Raw genomic sequence first — 16,105 nt, 5'->3', positions numbered from 1 at the left:
TTCTCAGCCCATCATCCACGCCCCATCTGACAGCCGGTCCGGTCCTGCGCGGCGCGGGTCAGATGATCGCGGGGCTGCGGCGTTCGATGAGGACGACGTCGCGCCAGCGGCCGTGGTGCCGGCCGATGCGCTCGCGGGTGCCGATGATGCGGAACCCGGCGCGCTGGTGGACGGCGAGGCTGGCGGTGTTCTCCGGGAAGACGCCCGACTGGATGGTCCAGATCCCGGCGGCCTCGGTGGAGTCGATCAGTGCTTTGAGCAGTACGGAGGCGACGCCCCGGCCGCGGGCGCCAGGGTGGACGTAGACGGAGTGCTCGACCACTCCGGCGTATGCACAGCGGTCGGAGACCTTGGTGGCCGCGATCCAGCCGAGGACCGTTCCGTTTGCGTCGAGGGCGGCGAAGCGGTGGTCGGGCAGCTTGGCCGCGTCGAAAGCGTCCCAGGTGGGGGCGGTGGTCTCGAAGGTGGCGTTGCCCTCGTCGATGCCTGCCTGGTAGATCGCCAGTACGTCTTCGGCGTGCTCACGGACCAGTGGGAGGACGCGGGTGCTCGACGGGTCGGGGCGGCTCATCGTCAGGCGGCTGCCGGGGCGGTCGTCAGGATCTGGCCCATCGCGGCGAGCACGGAGGGGGCGACGCTGTAGTAGACCCAGGTGCCGCGCCGCTCGGAGAGCAGCAGCCCGGCCTCCTTCAGTTTCTTCAGGTGGTGGGAGACGGTCGGCTGAGAAACACCGACGTCGGAGATGTCGCACACGCACGCCTCGCCACCCGCGTGGGAGGCGACCGCGGAGAACAGCCGCAGCCGCACCGGATCGCCGAGCGCCTTGAACATCCGCGCGGCGGTCTCGGCCTCCTCCGCGGTCATGGGGCGCTCGGTCACCGGCGGGCAGCACGGCACCACCTCGGCCAGCGGCAGACTCGTCTTCGACATACCTCTATTTTGACACGGGTCGAAACAGTAATCCAGGGGCGCGGAACGTCACCGATTGGCAGCCCCTGGTGCCGCACCCCTGAACTCGCGTCCCCCTGCTTACAGGCCGACAGTGGCGGGGGCCTTGCGGACGTGGGCGACAAGCGGCGGAATCACGTGCTCGGCGTCCCGGGTCACGCCGCGCAGCGTGTTGGAGGCGAAGGAGCGCTGGAACTCCAGGCCGAGATGGACCAGCCCGGGGTGAGCCAGGGACAGGCCGTCGCTGTGCAGCGGCATGCCGCTCTCGTCGAGGGCGCCAAGCGAGTGCAGGTAGGGCAGGTCGGGCCGGTATCCGGTGGCCAGCAGGACCACATCGGCACGCTCGCGTTCCCCGTCGGGCCAGACGATGTGCTCGCCGTCCAGGGCGGTGAACATCTCCCGCCGCTTGAGCAGACCCTCCTCCAGCGCGCGGCGGTACTCGCCGGTGTCCATGACGAGCGTGCCGGGCACGGCCCGGGCGAGCCAGGCGGGCGGCAGTTGGTCGAAGCCGCTGGTGGTCGTCCAGTGGTGGATGTCCTTGCCGTTCCTGGTCTGCGGCAGGAACCGGATCGGGGTGCGGGTGGCGAGGGTGACCTCAGCGATCTGGGCGAGCTCGTAGCCGACCTGGACGGCGGAGTTGCCGCCGCCCACCACGACCACATGCTTGCCCGCGTATGGCTTGGGCTCGCGGTTGTCGGCTACATGCAGCAGCTCACCGGAGAAGCTGTCCTGGCCGGGAAGCTTGGGCCGGTGCGGGTTGCCGAACGAGCCGCTGGCCGCCACCACGCCGGCCGCGCGCAGCACGTCTCCTTGCTCGGTGCGCACCAGGAAGCCGCCGTCACCACTCGCCGTGACGCTCTCCACGCGCGTGCCGAACCGGATCTCCGTGCCCAGGCCGGCGGCCAGCCCCGTCAGGTAGTCGGTCACCTCGTCCCGATGCGGGTAGTGATCTCCCTCCCCCGGGAACGGCGTGCCGGGTATCGCGCTGAAGCGGGCCGGCGAGAAAAGCGTGAGGCTGTCGTAGTACCGAGGCCAGGAACCGGCCGCCCGGTCGGACGCCTCCAGTACGAGAGGGCGGAGTCCCTCCGCGGTCAGTGCCTGTGCTGCGACCAGTCCGGACTGGCCTCCGCCGATCACCGCAACGTCTACATGCTCCATGAACAAACCGCCTGGATTCGACGAACGTCTATGTTGACGCACATCGAATCAAGTGCCAGGCTGACAGCACAAGCCATAGACACACATCGAAACAGGAGATCGACATGGCCGCCGCTCTGCGCACCGTCGTGACCGCCTACCGGGCCCGCCGGGAAGCCCGCCACCTGGCCGGAGTCGAGTTCTGCGACAGCTGTACGCAGGTGTGCGACGCCGGCTGCCGCGCCCGGAGTCGGCGCCGGAACACGCAGGCGGCCGTCCTTGAGGCCCTCCCGTTCCGCTGATCAACAGCCATCCCGCCCCTGCGCCGCTTCCACTCGCCTACGCCCCGGAGGAATCCCCGTCATGAGCACCCAGCAGCCTCCCGTCGTGGTGATCGGGGCGGGTCCGGTCGGCCTGGCCGCCGCCGCGCACCTGATCGAGCAGGACATCGAGCCCCTCGTCCTGGAGGCCGGTCCGGTCGCCGGGGCAGCCGTACGCGAGTGGTCCCACGTCAAGCTGTTCTCTCCCTGGGGAGAGGTGACCGACCCTGCGGCCGAGAAGCTGCTGGCCCCTACCGGCTGGGTCAAGCCCGACGCGGCCACCTATCCCTCGGGTGGTGACTGGGCGGAGCAGTACCTCCAGCCGCTCGCCGACGCACTCGGAGAGCGGGTCCGCTGCAACGCCACGGTCACCGGCGTCTCCCGCGTCGGACGCGACCGCGTCGTGGACGCCGACCGCGAGGCACAGCCCTACGTCGTCCACGTCCAGTACGCCGACGGACGCGAGGAACGCGTCACCGCCCGTGCCGTGATCGACGCCTCCGGCACCTGGAGCACCCCCGGCCCTGCAGGCGGCAGCGGCCTGCCCGCCCTCGGCGAGAAGACGGCGGCCGACCGCATCACTTACCGCGTCCCCGACCTCAACGACCCTGCCGTACGGGCTCGTTACGCGGGCAAGCGCACCGCCGTCATCGGCTCGGGCGCCTCCGCCTTCACCGCCCTCGCCTACCTGGCCGACCTCGCCAAGACGAACGAAGGCGCCGGTACGAAGGCGGTGTGGATCCGGCGCCGGGGCATCTCCGGCTCCACCTTCGGCGGCGGCGAAGCCGACCAACTCCCCGCCCGCGGCGCCCTCGGCCTCGCGGCGAAGGCCGCCGTGGACGGCGGTTACGCCGACGCGGTCACCGGGTTCCGCACCGAGGCGATCGAGCAGGACACCGACGGCCGCCTGGTGCTGGTCTCCGAGAACGGACAGCGCCTGGAACCGGTGGACGAGGTGATCGTGCTCACCGGCTTCCGCCCGGACCTGTCCTTCCTCTCCGCCGAGGACGGCTGCTGCGCTCCAGCACCCGAACTGGTTCACCTCGGCGCCCCGGCCCCGCCCCCGTCACCGGCTGCCGTTACGGGAGCGCCGACTGCTGTTGCGGCAGCACCGTCAGGCGGATGCTGCGGTTCGTGACCGACGCCGGAATCCGTGGGGCCGCGACCGGAGCCGGGGAGCGGCCCTGGAACCGGCCCGCTCAGGTGGAGGTGGTCAGCTCAGGTGGCCAACTGCCACCAAAACTGGAGCCACGAACTACGTAGGGCCCCACCGCCGAAGCGGTGGGGCCCTACGTTCAGCCCGGTGAGAGCTGGGCGGAGGATACGAGATTCGAACTCGTGAGGGGTTGCCCCCAACACGCTTTCCAAGCGTGCGCCCTAGGCCACTAGGCGAATCCTCCGCCGCAAACTGTACAAGACCTCGGGGAGTGCTCGCGAACTCGTATCCGGGGTGGGGATGGGGGTGGGGAGGGAGGTCGAAGGGGGTGTGGGGGATCGGGTAGGCTGGCGGCAGCCCCTCACGTGGCGCTAACTGACCGAACTCCCCCAGGGCCGGAAGGCAGCAAGGGTAGGTCGGCTCTGGCGGGTGCGTGAGGGGCGTTTGCGTTGCCGGGTGGCCGGATGATGGGGCCCGGCCGTGGGGTGGGCCACTTGTCGGTGGTGGCCTATATCGTCGGGGGTGTGTCGTCCCTCGCCCTGTACCGCCGCTACCGCCCCGAGACCTTCGCGGAGGTCATCGGGCAACAGCATGTGACCGACCCGCTCCAGCAGGCTCTGCGGAACAACCGGGTCAACCACGCGTACCTCTTCAGTGGCCCGCGCGGCTGTGGGAAGACGACCAGCGCGCGCATCCTGGCCCGGTGTCTCAACTGCGAGCAGGGGCCCACGCCGACGCCCTGCGGGGAGTGCCAGTCGTGCCGTGATCTGGCGCGGAACGGGCCCGGTTCGATCGACGTCATCGAGATCGACGCCGCCTCGCACGGGGGTGTGGACGACGCCCGTGAGCTGCGGGAGAAGGCGTTCTTCGGGCCCGCTTCGAGCCGGTACAAGATCTATATCGTCGACGAGGCGCACATGGTGACCCCCGCGGGGTTCAACGCGCTGCTGAAGGTCGTCGAGGAGCCGCCCGAGCACCTGAAGTTCATCTTCGCGACGACGGAGCCCGAGAAGGTCATCGGGACCATTCGTTCGCGTACGCACCACTATCCGTTCCGGCTCGTTCCGCCAGGCACGTTGCGTGACTATCTGGCCGAGGTGTGTGAGCGGGAGCAGATCCCCGTCGATGACGCGGTGCTGCCGCTGGCCGTACGGGCCGGAGCCGGCTCGGTACGGGACTCGATGTCGGTGATGGACCAGTTGCTCGCCGGGGCCGGTGAGGACGGTGTGACATATGCCATGGCGACCTCGCTGCTCGGCTACACCGACAGCGCGTTGCTGGACGACATCGTGGACGCCTTCGCCGCGGGGGACGGGGCGCGTGCGTTCGAGATCGTCGACCGCGTCATCGAGGGCGGGCACGACCCGCGGCGGTTCGTCACCGATCTCCTGGAGCGGCTGCGGGACTTGGTGATCTTGGCCGCTGTGCCGGACGCCGTCGAGAAGACGCTGATCGACGCGCCGGGTGATGTGGTCGAGCGGATGCAGGCCCAGGCGTCGGTTTTCGGAGCCGCTGAGCTGAGCCGTGCCGCCGACATCGTCAATACGGGCCTGACGGAGATGCGGGGGGCCACCGCGCCCCGGTTGCAGCTGGAGTTGATCTGCGCGCGGGTACTGCTGCCCGCCGCGTACGGGGACGAGCGCTCCGTGCAGGCCCGGCTGGACCGGTTGGAGCGGGGCGCCGCGGGTGCCGCGTTGGGTGCTCCTGGTGGCGGGGCGCCGGGTGTTGGAGCTTCGGGTGTCGGGGCTCCGGGCGGTGGGGTTCCTGGCGTTGGGGCTCCGGGCATTGGGGCCCCCGGTGGTGGAGCTCCGGGCGGTGGGGCTCGGGGCGGTGGGGCTCCCGGCGTTGGTGGGGGTGTGCCTGGTGGGGCGGGTGCTTCGGGGAGTGTTTCCGGGGCGCCGGCCGCTGCCGCCTCAGGCGAGGGGGACGGTGGTCCGGGTGGGCAGCCCGCCGCCGAGTCGGTGCCCGCGCCCGCACAACCGGCCCCAGCTCCTTCTTCATCTCCGGCTCCGTCCGCGCCTGCTGGCGCGGAGTCGGCACGACGGCCTGGGGCCTGGCCGGGCGGTGGCGGTGGAGCTGGTGCGGGGGACGCCGGGCGGCGACCCGGTGCCTGGCCCGGTACGGCCGGACCGTCGGCCGGCAGTGGACCCGCCACCCCTCCCGCCGCCCCGGCCCCGTCCGGGCCGCCGGCGGACGAGGGGCCTGCGGCTGCCCCCACGGGCGGTGGCGGCGACCCGGCGCAGGTCCGGCAGATGTGGCCGCAGATCCTGGAGGCCGTCAAGAACCGGCGGCGCTTCACCTGGATCCTGCTCAGCCAGAACGCGCAGATCGTCGGCTTCGACGGCAAGACGCTCCAGATCGGGTTCCCCAACGCGGGGGCGCGCGACAGCTTCGCCAACGGCGGCAGTGACGAGGTGCTGCGGCAGGCGCTCGCTGACGCGCTGGGAGTGCAGTGGCAGGTCGAGGCCATCGTCGACCCGTCGGGCGGCGGCGGTAACGGCGGCGGCGGTGGTGCCGGGGGCCCTAGCGGGCCGGGCTCCGGGTACGGCGCGGGGTCCGGCGCCATGGGAGGCGGCGCGGCCGGTGCGCGGAGTGCGGTAGCGGCGCCCGCTCCCGCACAGGCGCCGCCGCAGCAGTGGTCGGCGCCCGCGCCCACGCCGGGAGCGCCCTCCACCGCGCCGGGGGCGCCCGGTGGGACGGGGCAGCCCGCGGGAGCCGAATCCGCGCCGGTTCCGCCCCAGGCACCAGCACCACCACCCGCGCCCGCCCCGGAGCCCGCTCGCTCGGCACCCCCGCCCTCGAGCTTCGGCCCGGACGACGACATGCCCGCCGAGGACGACCCCGACCTCGACGAGTCCGCCCTCTCCGGCCACGACCTCATCGTCCGCGAACTCGGCGCGACGGTGCTGGAAGAGTTCCAACACGACTGACCCCCCCGACGCGGCCCACCCGCTCGTCGGCGCCCGGGCCCCGGCTCGGCCATGGCCCGCGCCGGGCAGGCGACCGCTCTTGGCTTGTGCGGCCGTCTGCATGTAGGGGTTGTGCCTTGGCTGCGCCGTCGCCGCGACGGCGCAGCCACGGACGTGGGCCCGCACCCACCCGCGCCCTCGCGCTCCCCGCGCCCGTTGCCGCGCACCCCCGCGCCCCCTCCGTTCCCGTACGCCCTCAGCCCTGCCCGCCCAGCCAGGGGCCGGCGGCAAAGGGGGTTCGGGGAGGGGGCCGCCCTGGAGGGGGTGAGCACGTAGGCTCGGGGCGGTGAAGAGGCGTCTAGTGAGCCAGGAGCAATCGTGATTCCCGGTGGTGGGCAGCCTGATATGCAGCAGTTGCTGCAACAGGCGCAGAAGATGCAGCAGGATCTGGCCGCGGCGCAGCAGGAGCTGGCCGAGGCATCCGTCGAGGGCACGTCGGGCGGTGGTCTGGTGAAGGCGACCGTCAACGGTTCCGGTGAGCTTCAGGGGCTGGTCATCGACCCCAAGGCCGTGGACCCGGAGGACACCGAGACCCTCGCGGACATGGTGCTCGCGGCGGTCCGCGACGCGAACAGCGCGGCTGCCGAGCTCCAGCAGCAGAAGCTCGGCCCCCTCGCGCAGGGCATGGGCGGAATGCCCGGCCTTCCGTTCTGACCGGCGCCGTCCCGCCCCCGGCCCTGCGCGCCAGGCGCCTTGCGCGCCAGGCGCCCCGCGAAGCAACGCGGCACGCGGCACGGCAGGGCCGGGAAGCGGCGGCTGCCCGGCGGCGGTCGGTGGTGGTCGGGGGCCGGCCGGCGGCTAGTGGTGGCTCGTACGGGCCACTAACGTACTCAGAGACGAACAGAGAGCAGGCGGGAGCCATCCGTGTACGAAGGCGTGGTCCAGGACCTCATCGACGAGTTGGGCAGGCTGCCCGGCGTCGGTCCCAAGAGCGCGCAGCGGATCGCTTTCCACATCCTGCAGGCCGAGCCCGTCGACGTACGCCGGCTCGCCAGTGCGCTGACCGAGGTCAAGGAGAAGGTCAGGTTCTGCGCGGTGTGCGGCAATGTCGCACAGGAGGAGCAGTGCCGGGTCTGTCTCGATCCGCGTCGTGACCCGTCGGTCATCTGCGTGGTCGAGGAACCCAAGGACGTCGTCGCGATCGAACGGACCCGCGAGTTCCGGGGCCGGTACCACGTGCTGGGCGGGGCGATCAGCCCCATCGAGGGCGTCGGCCCCGACGACCTGCGGATAAGGGAACTGCTCTCCCGCCTCGCCGACGGGACGGTCACCGAGCTGATCCTCGCCACGGACCCCAACCTGGAGGGCGAGGCGACGGCCACGTACCTCGCGCGGATGGTCTCCGCGATGGGGCTGAAGGTGACGCGGCTGGCGAGCGGGCTTCCCGTGGGGGGAGACCTGGAGTACGCGGACGAGGTCACTCTGGGGCGGGCCTTCGAGGGAAGGCGGCTCCTTGATGTGTGAGCCCGTGATGTACGAGCCCGTGCGAGCCTGTGCGAGCCAGGGGCCGCAAGAGCCCACAGGGGAGAGGTTGCCCGATGTCTGATGCGACGCTGAACTCCATCAAGAACAACCCTGACGACTTCGCCGTCCAGATCAGCGACCAGATCGAGAGCTTCATCGTCTCGGTCACCGAGGTCGCCAAGGGCGACGACCCGGACAGCGCCGTTCCCTACCTCCTGCTGGAGGTCTCGCAGCTCCTCCTCGCGGGCGGCCGGCTGGGCGCGCACGAGGACATCGTCCCGGACGAGCGGTACGAGCCGGACGTGGGCCCCGAGCCGGACGTGGACGAGCTTCGCGAGCGGCTCGCCGCGCTGCTGGACCCGGTCGACGTCTACTCGGAGGTCTTCGACCCGTACGTACCGCGCTCGGCGCCCGTCGCCTGCCGGATCTCCGACGATCTCTCGGATGTGCTGACCGACCTGCGGCACGGTATGGCCCACTACCGCGCGGGCCGGGTGAGCGAAGCCCTGTGGTGGTGGCAGTTCTCCTACCTCTCCAACTGGGGCCCGACCGCCTCGGCGGCGCTGCGCGCACTCCAGTCGCTGGTGGCGCACGTCCGGCTGGACAAGCCGCTGGACGAGCTCGACGGCCTGGACACCGACAGCAACGCGGTGGACGAGGACGGCTCCCTGGAGGCCGAGGCGGGCGCCGTCATGGCCGCCGAGATCGCCGAGCCGCTGGGTCTCAAGAACGCCTGAGCTTGAGCCTGAGCAGCCCGGCTTCCGGCCCGGTTTCCCGCCCGGCTCCTCAGCGTTCTCAGTGTTCTCAGCGCAGAATGCCCGCCTCTCGTGCGGCGGTGAGCCAGGAGGGGAACTCGCGCAGCAGGCTCCGGTAGAGGGCGTCGTCGGAGAGGGCGAGGGGCGTGGGGCCCGCCGGGAAGAAGCCGGCGTTGTCCACCACGCGCTTGGCCGGGACCGGGAGTTCGTCGAGCTTGCGCAGGAAGTCGAACTGCTTGCTGTCCGGGTCGCCGAAGCCGACGAACTGCCAGAACAGCGGCAGTCGCGCGGCCGTGCACAGTACGTGCTCGGCCGCGGCCCGCAAGGTGGGGGCGCCGTCCGTCTGGAAGATCACCAGGCCCGGCTCCGTGGCACCGGAGGCGGTGTAGTGGTCGATGACCGCCTGCATGGCGAGGTGGTAGTTGGTCCTGCCCATGTGCCCGAGGCTCTCGTGCAGCACGCCGATACGGTTCTCGTACGCGTCCAGGCTGACCTCGGCCGTGCCGTCCACCTCGGTGGAGAAGAAGACGACGGGGACGGTGCCGTCGTCGTCGAGGTTCGCGGAGAGCCCCAGCGTCTGCTCCGCGAGGCGCTGGACCGTGCCGTCCTTGTAGTACGGGCGCATGCTTCCCGAGCGGTCCAGGACCAGATAGACCGCGGCTCGCCGGCCCTCCAGCCCGGCGCTCTCCAGCGACTGGCGGGCGGTCTTGTACAGGTCAACCAGGCCGGGCGCCCGGGCGGCGAGCTTCCGCAGGTCGACCGCCGGACCTCCGGCAGCTGGGAGTGCTTCCTCCCCGGGCCGGCCTGGCGCGCGTTTCACGTAGTCGATGGCCATGCGGGCCTTCCCCTCCTCGGTCGCGGGCCCGCTCAGGCGAGAGACCCGGCGCGCGGTGTGACTCTGCGCGATGTCACGGTGCGCAGTGTCCTGCTGCCCGTGCCCGTGCCCGGCGCATCGTGAACAGAGTCACGTTTCCGTGTCATTTCGGCCCTGGTGGGCAGGGGCTTTCGCGGACGGGACCGGGTTCCGTCCGGTCGTTACACTGAGCCGACCAGTGGATCCCATCATTCCGGGCAGCGTCGCACGGAGCGCCGGGGTCCCGGGAATTGATTCGAGGAGCGAGCACACGTGGGCCTTGTCGTGCAGAAGTACGGCGGCTCCTCCGTTGCCGATGCCGAAGGCATCAAGCGCGTTGCCAAGCGGATCGTCGAAGCCAAGAAGAACGGCAACCAGGTTGTCGTCGTGGTCTCGGCGATGGGTGACACGACGGACGAGCTGATCGATCTTGCCTCAGAGGTGTCTCCGGTCGCCTCCGGCCGCGAGTTCGACATGCTGCTGACCGCAGGAGAGCGGATCTCCATGGCCCTGCTGGCGATGGCGATCAAATCCCTCGGCCACGAGGCGCAGTCGTTCACCGGCAGCCAGGCTGGGCTGATCACCGACTCCGCGCACAACAAGGCGCGGATCATCGACGTCACCCCCGGCCGGATCCAGGACTCGGTCGACGAGGGCAACATCGCGATCGTCGCCGGCTTCCAGGGCGTCTCCCAGGACAGCAAGGACATCACCACCCTGGGCCGGGGCGGTTCCGACACCACGGCCGTCGCGCTGGCCGCGGCGCTGAACGCCGAGGTCTGCGAGATCTACACCGACGTCGACGGTGTCTTCACCGCCGACCCGCGGGTGGTGAAGAAGGCCCGGAAGATCGACCGGATCTCCTTCGAGGACATGCTGGAGCTGGCATCGTCCGGCTCCAAGGTGCTGCTGCACCGCTGTGTCGAGTACGCGCGCCGCTACAACATCCCGATCCACGTGCGGTCGTCCTTCTCCGGCCTGAAGGGCACGTGGGTCACGAACGAGCAGCCGGACGGGCAAGGGGAAGAGTCGATGGAGCAGGCGATCATCTCGGGTGTGGCGCACGACACGTCCGAAGCCAAGGTCACGGTCGTCGGGGTGCCGGACAAGCCGGGCGAGGCCGCGGCGCTCTTCCGCGCCGTAGCGGAGGCCGAGATCAACCTCGACATGGTGGTGCAGAACGTCTCCGCCGCCTCCACGGGCCTGACCGACATCTCCTTCACGCTGCCCAAGTCCGAGGGCAAGAAGGCCATCGCGGCGCTGGAGAAGGTGCAGGGCACGGTCGGTTTCGACTCGCTGCGCTACGACGACCAGATCGCGAAGATCTCCCTCGTCGGCGCCGGGATGAAGACCAACCCGGGCGTCACGGCGACCTTCTTCGAGGCGCTCTCCAACGCCGGGGTGAACATCGAGCTGATCTCCACCTCGGAGATCCGCATCTCGGTCGTCACCCGCGAGGAGGCCGTGGGCGACGCGGTCCGCGCCGTCCACTCGGCCTTCGGACTGGACAGCGAGACGGACGAGGCCGTGGTCTACGGCGGCACCGGCCGCTGACGGGGTCCTTTCGGCCGTCCGTACGGCCCACTGGCCACGGTGGTGCTCACTGACGGACAATGGCGCTCCCCGCCCCTGCAACCGGCAGGCAGGCGGGGAGCGTCTTTGTGCCTCCAGAGCCTGACGCGCAGTGGGGAGCGCGGTCGACGGCCTGGAAGACACGGGGCGATCACAGAGACTGAGAGATGTGTGTATGACGGCATGTGGTGTGTTTTCCGGCACAGTGCCTGTCGCGTACAACCCTGACGGGGGGAAACGTGTCAAACAGGCGTGGCAGAGCTACTCGGAATCGCAACGGCCCCTGGTCGCCCCGGCCCCGGTGCTGGAGGGCTACCGGTGGCCGGAGGCATGCCTGTGATCGCGCCGTGGCCAGCCGCGCGCCCTTCGCGCCCGCTCACTCAGCCTGGGGACGCTGACGAGGCGATGGCTCATGGCACCACAGTCGACCACCTGACCGAGACCTACCGCGCCCACTACAAGTCCTTGCTCGGGCTCGCGGCGCTGCTGCTGGACGACACCGCCTCGTGCGAGGACGTCGTCCAGGAGGCGTTCATCCGCGTCCACTCGGCGCGCAAGCGCGTCCGCGACCCCGAGAAGACCCTCGCCTACCTCAGGCAGACGGTCGTGAACCTGTCCCGCTCCGCGCTGCGCCGCCGCATCCTCGGGCTGAAGCTGCTCTCCAAGCCGATGCCCGACATGGCGAGCGCCGAGGAGGGGGCCTACGAACAGCTCGAACGGGATCAGTTGATACAGGCGATGCGCGGCTTGCAGCGGCGCCAGCGCGAGGTGCTGGTGCTGCGGTACTTCGCCGATATGACCGAGGCTCAGGTAGCCGAGGTGCTCGGACTCTCCCTCGGCTCCGTGAAGGCGTACGGATCGCGAGGCATCGCCGCGCTGCGCACCGCCATGGAGACGGCGTCATGAGTGAGCGACCGGGCCTCCCCGGCGGCGAGGAGCCGCGCGAGCGGCCGGTGCCGCGTGACGAGCGGGACGAGAGCGCCGAGAGTGCCGAGGAACTGGACGGGCGTCCCGCGGAGGATGCCGACGCGAGAACCGACGGGAGAAGTGAGCTCGGCGCCGCCGAGGAGATGTCGCTGGACCTCTTCCCGGAGTCCGCGCTCAGCTCCGAGGAGGAGACCCTGCGGGAGCTCCTCAGGAGCAGTGTCCGCAGTATCGAGCCGCCCGCCGACAATCTCGACCGCACGCTCGAACATCTGCGCCGCGCGGTGCCCGCGCGCCGTGCGCACCGTCGCCAGGCGATGGTCGGCGGGGTGGCGGCGGCGCTCGTCGCCGTCGTCGGCGTGCCCGCGCTCTTCTACGGCGGCGTCGTACCGGGCGTCGGCGGTGACGACCGCCCGATGACCGCCGCCAGCACCCACGGTCAGACCCGCGGCCCCGACGCCGGTTCCGGCGGGAACGCCGGCAAGGGCGAGGACAAGCAGGGCAGCGGCAAGGACGAGGACGAGGGCAAGGGCGACAAGGGCGGTGCGGACGCCTCCCCGTCGCCCTCCGGCGGCCCCGGCGACAGCGGCGCCGACCCCGACGAGACCCTCAGCGCCAGCGCGCCCACCTGCGGCAGCGACCAGCTGGGCGGCGGCTCGGCGCAGTCGGGGGCACCCGACAGCTCGGGCACCGTCTACGGCAGCTTCCGCGTCTCCAACGTCTCCGGCGACGCGTGCACGGTCGACGGCGAGGGCGTCGTCGGAGCCTCCGTGCAGGGCAGCGGTGCCGGGCAGGTCGTGGTCGTCGACCACACCCCCGGCGATCCGGCGCCGGGCCTCGGCGATCCGGCCGCCGCGCGGGACGAGGTCGTGCTGCGGCCCGGCCAGGCGTACGTGGTGAAGTTCGCCTATGTGCCCAACGACGGGTGCAGCTCGCCCTCGCCGCAGGGCGGGCGGTACGACGGTGAGACCTCCGGGTCCGGCGCCGCTGTCGGTGACGGCTCCGCCGACGGTGGTGGTGACGGCTCGGGCGGCAACACCGGGACGCCAGGTGAGACCGACGGCGGCAACGGGGACCCTGGCGGGGGCGAGGCCGAGGTCGTGGTTTCCCACACCCCGGAGGGCGGTGCGCCTGTCGCGGGGACGCGGGTGCCCGGCGCGTGTGGTAGCGGCACCGTTTATCGCACGGGCGTTATTCCGCAGAGCTGAGCTGGCCCGCACTGGTTCGGGGGCTCGCCGTTGTGGGCTGAGGAAGTGCCCGTGTGCCGCTTCGTGGTGGCTGGGCGCGCAGTTCCCCGCGCCCCTTCGGGGCGCGGCCCCCTGACGGCGTGCCCCGTATCGCGTGGTCGTACTGTTGGGGTGTGTACCGGTTCTTGGTGACCCCGCGGTGGTGGGCGATCAACATCTTCGCCGTGCTGGCGATTCCGGTCTGTGTGCTGATGGGGAGCTGGCAGCTCAGCCGCTTCGACGACCGGGTCGACCGGCACCAGGAGCAGCAGGAGCAGTCGACGGCTCAGTCGCAGGAAAAGGCGCGGGCGTTGCGGGAGCTGCTGCCGCTCACCGAGGACACGGTCGGCCGTACGGCGGAGGTGACGGGGCGGTTCGACACCGCGCATCCGCTGCTGGTGCCGGACCGTACGGTCAAGGGCAAGCGGGGCTTCTATGTGCTGTCGCTGCTGCGCACCGAGGACACCGACGACGGCAAGGCGCTGCCCGTCGTACGGGGCTGGCTGCCCGGCAAGGCGGACCCCGACCGGGTACCGGCGCCCCCGAAGGGCGAGGTCACCGTCGAGGGTGTGCTCCAGGCGTCGGAGTCGCAGAACGACGCCGGTGACTCGGCCACGCGCGCACTGCCCGACGGGCAGCTCGGTTTCGTCAGTGCCGCGGCGCTCGTCAACGTCGTCCCGTACGGCGTTGAGGACGCCTGGATCACCCAGCAGCGTACGCAGCAGCCGCTGAGGCCGGTGCCGCCGGTCGCGCCCGACAACACCGGCCTCGACATGAAGGCGTTCCAGAACCTGGGCTATACGGCGCAGTGGTTCGTGTTCGCCGGGTTCGTGGTCTTCATGTGGTTCCGCTTCTTCCGCCGGGAGGCGGAGCTGGCCAAGGACGCGGCCCTGGGGCTCATTCCGGACGGGCCATCGGACGGTCCGGGAGAGGATGCCGGCCCGCCCGGTCCGTCTTCGGAAGGTGCCGCAACGCGAAGTCGATCTCCAGTCTGACCTGCTTGATCCGCTCCTCCACGACGAGCGAGCCGTGCCCCGCGTCGTAGCGGTACACCTCGTGCGGGTGGCCGCGCTCTGCCAGCTTGGCGACGTAGTTCTCGACCTGCCGGATCGGGCAGCGGGGATCGTTGACGCCCGCCGAGATGTAGACGGGGGCGCGCACCTTGTCGACGTACGTCAGAGGAGAGGACGCCGCGAAGCGCTCGGGCACCTCTTCCGGGGTGCCGCCGAGCAGGGTGCGGTCCATGGACTTCAGCGCCTCCATCTCGTCGTGGTAGGCGGTGACATAGTCCGCGACGGGCACGGCGGCCAGCCCCAGCGCCCACACCTCCGGCTGGGTGCCGACGCCGAGGAGGGTGAGGTACCCGCCCCAGGAGCCGCCCGCCAGCACGAGCCGGTCCGGGTCGGCGAGCCCGGAGTCGACGGCCCAGCCGCGGACGGCGTCGATGTCCTCGAGTTCGATCAGGCCGACGCGGTGCTTGAGGGCGTCGGTCCAGGCGCGGCCGTATCCGGTGGAGCCGCGGTAGTTGACCCGTACGACGGCGAAGCCGTGGTCGACCCAGGCGGCGGGCTGGCCGGCGAAGGAGTCGCTGTCGTGGTGGGTGGGGCCGCCGTGCACCTCGAAGACGGTGGGGAAGGGGCCCTCCCCGGCCGGCTTCTGCACCAGCGCGTGCACGGTCCCACCGGGGCCCTCGACCCAGGCGTCCTCGACCGGCACCGAGCGGGGCGCCTTCATCCCGGGAGGGTCGAGCACGGCGGAGCCGGTGGTGGAACGTACCTGCGGCGGTTCGGCGGCGGACGACCACAGATACTCCACCGTGCCGTCGGGCCGTGCCGTCGCGCCCATGACGGAGCCGGCGGGCGCGTCGATACGGGTGCGTTCGCCGCTCGCCAAGTCGTAGCGGAAGAGCTCGTCGCGGGCCTGGTAGCTGTGCGCGATCAGCAGCGCGGAGGCGTCCGGGTACCACTCCGCTGCGATGTCACCGGGCAGGTCCAGCTCCAGCTCCGTCACCGTGCCCGCGACCGGGTCCCAGATCATCGGCTCCCACCGGCCGTGCCGCTGGTGGCCGACCAGCAGCCGCGGGTCGCCGTCGAGGGGGGCGAAGCCGAGCACGGTCAGGCCGAGCTCCTTGGTGCCGCCCTCGCTGTCGTCCAGTTCGGCGACGGTCGAACCGTCGGGCCGTATGACGCGCAGCGCCGAGTGCATGGCGTCGCCGTGTTCGGTGTGCTCGACGGCCACCAGCGTGCTGTCGTGTGAGAGATCGCCCACACCGGCCGACTCGCTGTGCCGGTAGATCTCGACGGGAGCGGGGGAGCCGGGGCGCAGCACATGGATGGTCGAGCCGTCCTCGTCGGTGGAGCGGCCGACGACGACGGTGCCGTCCCGGCCGATCGCCAGGCCCGCCGGATAGGCGGGGTCCAGGCCCTCGACGGCGACGGCGTCCGGGCCACCCGCGAAGGGCTGGCGCATCCAGATGCCGAACTCGTCACCGTCGGTGTCCGAGAACCACCAGATCCACTCGCCGTCGGGCGTCAGGGTGCCGTCCGTGGTGCCGTTGGGCCGGTCGGTCACCTGCCGCTGTTCACCGGTCGTACGGTCCCAGGCGTACAGCTCGAACGTGCCCGTCGCGTTCGATACGAACAGCGACCGGGCGGGGGCGTCCTCGGCCCAGTCGGGCAGCGAGACGCGCGGCGCCCTGAACCGCTTCTCCCAGTCGGGCATGGCGTGGTCGGGCAGTGCGTTCTGATCCATGCGCCCCATTGTGGACCGGGACCGGTGGTC

Annotated in this window: 14 protein-coding genes, 1 tRNA gene, 1 other RNA gene and 1 pseudogene; 11 read left to right on the top strand and 6 right to left on the bottom strand. The window is 71.2% G+C overall.

Translation table 11 applies throughout. The annotated features are described in order from the left end of the window. Window positions 1-58 precede the first annotated feature (58 nt). The 3 genes from ACQEU8_RS16510 to ACQEU8_RS16500 all read right to left on the bottom strand — a co-directional run bounded on the left by ACQEU8_RS16510 (window position 59) and on the right by ACQEU8_RS16500 (window position 2,106). Window positions 59-571 carry an N-acetyltransferase family protein gene (locus ACQEU8_RS16510; RefSeq protein ID WP_433101267.1) on the bottom strand — a complete coding sequence of 171 codons (513 nt, stop codon included), beginning with the start codon at window positions 569-571 and terminating at the stop codon, window positions 59-61. 2 nt (window positions 572-573) lie between these two features. Then, complete coding sequence (locus ACQEU8_RS16505; RefSeq protein ID WP_433101265.1) at window positions 574-930, bottom strand: ArsR/SmtB family transcription factor; 357 nt, start codon at window positions 928-930, stop codon at window positions 574-576. Between the two features lie 99 nt (window positions 931-1,029). Next, window positions 1,030-2,106, bottom strand: a complete 1,077-nt coding sequence (locus ACQEU8_RS16500) for a flavin-containing monooxygenase (protein ID WP_433101263.1) — start codon at window positions 2,104-2,106, stop codon at window positions 1,030-1,032. Window positions 2,107-2,210: 104 nt separating this feature from the next. On the opposite strand from ACQEU8_RS16500, the gene ACQEU8_RS16495 reads away from it, so the two are divergent. Both ACQEU8_RS16495 and ACQEU8_RS16490 read left to right on the top strand, forming a co-directional pair. After that, on the top strand, window positions 2,211-2,387 hold the full coding sequence (locus tag ACQEU8_RS16495) for a hypothetical protein (RefSeq protein ID WP_433101261.1): 177 nt from the start codon (window positions 2,211-2,213) through the stop codon (window positions 2,385-2,387). Window positions 2,388-2,448: 61 nt separating this feature from the next. After that, window positions 2,449-3,402, top strand: a pseudogene (locus tag ACQEU8_RS16490) (NAD(P)-binding domain-containing protein); the annotation flags it as partial. Between the two features lie 318 nt (window positions 3,403-3,720). On the opposite strand, the gene ACQEU8_RS16485 reads toward ACQEU8_RS16490, so the two are convergent. Beyond that, a tRNA-Ser gene (locus tag ACQEU8_RS16485) sits at window positions 3,721-3,805 on the bottom strand. Between the two features lie 108 nt (window positions 3,806-3,913). Between ACQEU8_RS16485 and ffs the strand changes: the two genes are divergently transcribed. From ffs to ACQEU8_RS16460, 5 genes are all read left to right on the top strand, one after another. Continuing rightward, an RNA gene (gene ffs / locus ACQEU8_RS16480) (signal recognition particle sRNA small type) lies at window positions 3,914-4,012 on the top strand. 73 nt (window positions 4,013-4,085) lie between these two features. After that, a complete protein-coding gene (locus ACQEU8_RS16475; RefSeq protein WP_433101259.1) occupies window positions 4,086-6,491 on the top strand; it encodes a DNA polymerase III subunit gamma and tau in 2,406 nt (801 codons plus the stop codon). 357 nt (window positions 6,492-6,848) lie between these two features. Continuing rightward, complete coding sequence (locus ACQEU8_RS16470) at window positions 6,849-7,184, top strand: YbaB/EbfC family nucleoid-associated protein (protein ID WP_433101257.1); 336 nt, start codon at window positions 6,849-6,851, stop codon at window positions 7,182-7,184. A gap of 210 nt (window positions 7,185-7,394) precedes the next feature. Next, window positions 7,395-7,994, top strand: coding sequence for a recombination mediator RecR (recR, locus tag ACQEU8_RS16465; RefSeq protein ID WP_433101255.1), 600 nt, complete (start codon window positions 7,395-7,397; stop codon window positions 7,992-7,994). Between the two features lie 74 nt (window positions 7,995-8,068). After that, window positions 8,069-8,731, top strand: a complete 663-nt coding sequence (locus tag ACQEU8_RS16460; RefSeq protein ID WP_433101253.1) for a DUF5063 domain-containing protein — start codon at window positions 8,069-8,071, stop codon at window positions 8,729-8,731. Between the two features lie 67 nt (window positions 8,732-8,798). Here the strand turns inward: ACQEU8_RS16460 and ACQEU8_RS16455 are convergent, their stop codons facing one another. Next, window positions 8,799-9,584 (bottom strand): VWA domain-containing protein, encoded by a 786-nt coding sequence (locus ACQEU8_RS16455; RefSeq protein ID WP_433101251.1) that lies wholly within the window; start codon window positions 9,582-9,584, stop codon window positions 8,799-8,801. Window positions 9,585-9,875: 291 nt separating this feature from the next. Here ACQEU8_RS16455 and ACQEU8_RS16450 point away from each other — a divergent pair, with 291 nt between their 5' ends. The 4 genes from ACQEU8_RS16450 (at window position 9,876) to ACQEU8_RS16435 (ending at window position 14,319) form a co-directional block, all read left to right on the top strand. Continuing rightward, window positions 9,876-11,156 carry an aspartate kinase gene (locus ACQEU8_RS16450; protein WP_433101249.1) on the top strand — a complete coding sequence of 427 codons (1,281 nt, stop codon included), beginning with the start codon at window positions 9,876-9,878 and terminating at the stop codon, window positions 11,154-11,156. A gap of 348 nt (window positions 11,157-11,504) precedes the next feature. Continuing rightward, window positions 11,505-12,080, top strand: coding sequence for a SigE family RNA polymerase sigma factor (locus tag ACQEU8_RS16445; protein WP_433101247.1), 576 nt, complete (start codon window positions 11,505-11,507; stop codon window positions 12,078-12,080). Next, complete coding sequence (locus ACQEU8_RS16440; RefSeq protein ID WP_433101245.1) at window positions 12,077-13,306, top strand: hypothetical protein; 1,230 nt, start codon at window positions 12,077-12,079, stop codon at window positions 13,304-13,306. Before ACQEU8_RS16445 ends, ACQEU8_RS16440 begins: the two co-directional genes overlap by 4 nt. A gap of 152 nt (window positions 13,307-13,458) precedes the next feature. Continuing rightward, window positions 13,459-14,319, top strand: coding sequence for an SURF1 family protein (locus ACQEU8_RS16435; RefSeq protein WP_433101243.1), 861 nt, complete (start codon window positions 13,459-13,461; stop codon window positions 14,317-14,319). Here the strand turns inward: ACQEU8_RS16435 and ACQEU8_RS16430 are convergent. Further along, complete coding sequence (locus ACQEU8_RS16430) at window positions 14,222-16,075, bottom strand: prolyl oligopeptidase family serine peptidase (protein ID WP_433101241.1); 1,854 nt, start codon at window positions 16,073-16,075, stop codon at window positions 14,222-14,224. The genes ACQEU8_RS16435 and ACQEU8_RS16430 overlap by 98 nt on opposite strands. Window positions 16,076-16,105 lie beyond the last annotated feature (30 nt).

Origin of the sequence: Streptomyces sp. CA-250714 (assembly GCF_050936705.1) — a bacterium.
Taxonomy (GTDB): Bacteria; Actinomycetota; Actinomycetes; order Streptomycetales; family Streptomycetaceae; genus Streptomyces.
Note: the sequence above shows the minus strand (reverse complement) of the source record. Positions and strands in the feature narration are given on the sequence as shown.

Excerpts from the sequence above, each read along its gene's own strand:
- ACQEU8_RS16455 (WP_433101251.1), bottom strand. The coding sequence starts at position 9,584 with ATGGCCATCGACTACGTGAAACGCGCGCCAGGCCGGCCCGGGGAGGAA.
- ACQEU8_RS16445 (WP_433101247.1), top strand. The coding sequence starts at position 11,505 with ATGCCTGTGATCGCGCCGTGGCCAGCCGCGCGCCCTTCGCGCCCGCTC.
- ACQEU8_RS16495 (WP_433101261.1), top strand. The coding sequence starts at position 2,211 with ATGGCCGCCGCTCTGCGCACCGTCGTGACCGCCTACCGGGCCCGCCGG.
- ACQEU8_RS16460 (WP_433101253.1), top strand. The coding sequence starts at position 8,069 with ATGTCTGATGCGACGCTGAACTCCATCAAGAACAACCCTGACGACTTC.
- ACQEU8_RS16440 (WP_433101245.1), top strand. The coding sequence starts at position 12,077 with ATGAGTGAGCGACCGGGCCTCCCCGGCGGCGAGGAGCCGCGCGAGCGG.
- ACQEU8_RS16505 (WP_433101265.1), bottom strand. The coding sequence starts at position 930 with ATGTCGAAGACGAGTCTGCCGCTGGCCGAGGTGGTGCCGTGCTGCCCG.
- ACQEU8_RS16510 (WP_433101267.1), bottom strand. The coding sequence starts at position 571 with ATGAGCCGCCCCGACCCGTCGAGCACCCGCGTCCTCCCACTGGTCCGT.
- ACQEU8_RS16430 (WP_433101241.1), bottom strand. The coding sequence starts at position 16,075 with ATGGATCAGAACGCACTGCCCGACCACGCCATGCCCGACTGGGAGAAG.
- ACQEU8_RS16500 (WP_433101263.1), bottom strand. The coding sequence starts at position 2,106 with ATGGAGCATGTAGACGTTGCGGTGATCGGCGGAGGCCAGTCCGGACTG.